This is a genomic window from uncultured Campylobacter sp., from assembly GCF_937890585.1.
Taxonomy (GTDB): domain Bacteria; phylum Campylobacterota; class Campylobacteria; order Campylobacterales; family Campylobacteraceae; genus Campylobacter_A.
On record NZ_CALACG010000144.1, the window covers coordinates 1 to 2124 of the forward strand.

General features: G+C 38.9%; 2 protein-coding genes. Both read right to left on the reverse strand.

Going from position 1 to position 2124, the window contains the following annotated elements:
• Nucleotides 1-18: 18 nt before the first annotated feature.
• Nucleotides 19-1386: a multiheme c-type cytochrome gene (locus Q0296_RS04170; protein WP_298036889.1), complete on the reverse strand. Its 1368-nt coding sequence runs from the start codon at nucleotides 1384-1386 to the stop codon at nucleotides 19-21.
• A 9-nt stretch (nucleotides 1387-1395) separates the two neighbouring features.
• Nucleotides 1396-1968: a NapC/NirT family cytochrome c gene (locus Q0296_RS04175; protein WP_021089703.1), complete on the reverse strand. Its 573-nt coding sequence runs from the start codon at nucleotides 1966-1968 to the stop codon at nucleotides 1396-1398.
• Between the last annotated feature and the right edge of the window lie 156 nt (nucleotides 1969-2124).

The following is a 2124-nucleotide window of genomic DNA, read 5'->3' on the forward strand; positions in this document are numbered from 1 at the left end:
CTCCCACCTTAAAAAGCATTACTCTACTTTACCAGATTCCATTCTTTTTTTGTAGATCTTGCGAAGTTTTCTTATATCATTTTTAACTTCGAATACACCGTGCCAGTGTGAGTAGTCAGGACCACCCATTAGAGCGCCTTGTCTCATACGACGACCTTCATGGTGCCACATATGATAATAGACATCTTGGAATTCATCTGACCAAGCATCTTCTAGTAGTAGGTTTTTAGCTTTCAACTCTTCAAGCATCTTAGTTGCTTCAGCGCTATAAACGTTATAAAGCTCTACTTGTTTATCACCCATAATGAAGAAGTTATCTGTATGAGTTGATGTATGGCAAGCTTTACAAACTAGCTTCATCTCAGCTCTTGCTGCTTCTGGTCCATTTGGATGACCTGCAAGTGGCGTTCCTATGGTTAGTTTGCCAGTTTTTTCGTAAACAACAGCAGCTTGTTCATCACCAGCTGTTCTTAGCTTACTGCTGATGCCCCATAGGTTCCATTTTAGTCTTCTTGAAACGTTGTGAGTTGTTGTTGTTTCACCAACACCACTCATGTGGCAAGCTGCACAAGTTGGAGCTCTAAAGTCTGGTACATCCCATGTGTCAGGAGCAGCATCAAAGTTCCATTTATGAGCTTCGCTGTTGTAGATATGTCCGTGCATTGAGTTGTTAAAGATCTCAATATCTGGGTGATCAGGTCCAAGGTGGCAAGATGCACAAGCAGCTGGTTTTCTAGCTTCAGCTACGCTAAATGTGTGCGCGCTGTGACATGATTTACAGTTACCTACGCCACCATCAGGATAAACATTACCTATACCGTAGTTTGGCCAAGTCTCTTTTGTAGGTTTGTGATCAGCGTCTAGTTTGATGACGGTTCCGTGGCACTGTGTACAACCAGTAGCGTCTGGAGCCATTTTGTATTCTGGATGATCCATACCTTCATAGTGATACATTAGTTTTACCATCGCAGGGTTAGCATACATTTGCATAGCACCTCTTGCGTGACCACTCTTAACAGATTCTTCAACCTCATTTTCGTGACACTTAGCACAAGTTTTTGGGCTAACTAGCATTGAAACATGGTTGTTAGAATCTTTTGGATGCACCTTAACTGAAGCCATAGGATTATCTGCATTTACAGAGTGGCAATCCATACAACTTACGCCAACGTGAGCGTGGCGACTATTTTTCCAATCGGCAACTATGCCGGGTGTCTCTTTAGCGTGGCACTCAACACAGCTTTTTGATAAGTCTGACATTTTGTGAGCAACTTTAATGTTTTTTACAACATTAAGGTTTAAAGCGTCAGATTTATTTGCATCCATGTTTGCGGCAAAGCCAAAAGACATTAGACAGGCTAATAACATTAGCGACTTTTTAAACATCTCTCCTCCTTACTTGGTTTTATTGTTTTCTTGTTTTTTAATTGCTTCAAATTTATCGATTTGTAGTCCTAAATTCTTGTGACCAACATGCTCGTGGCAGTCAACACATGATTTCTTATTAGGATTTCCAAGAACGAAATAATCTCTATGTGGCAAGAATGATTTACCAGCTTGAATAACATTTTTTAAATTTGAGTGACAAGTTAAACACCCACTATCATAGACAAAGTGAGATGCATGCTCGCGTTTTTTGCGCCAGTCGATCTTGTCTGTATCTGTAAAAAATGTCTTATAGCCATCATTTATCGATACTTTAAGTTTTGTAAGTACATAGGTATAGGCACTTGTATGATTTAGGTGACAGGCTGAACATTCAGCTTTTATGCCAAGCTTGTTATTGCCACCATGTACATCTTCATGATATGCAGCATTCATAGGATCCATCGTGTGACACATGGTACAGACAAATCCGCTACCAGTCGCATGAAGTGCATCAGCTATGCCCATAGAAGCGATAAGGCCGATTACGATGCCTATTATCACAGATGACCAAACAAAAAATTTCTTCTTAACTTCAGCCAAAATTTCCTCCTGAATTTATCAATATATCGTAAATTTTTACGAAAATTTTAGACGAATACTATCCAAAAATATATAAATTTTTTCTTTAAGTAAATGAAAATATTTATTTGATATTAACTTTCAATAAGAATAAATTTCTTGTAGGCCACCTACATC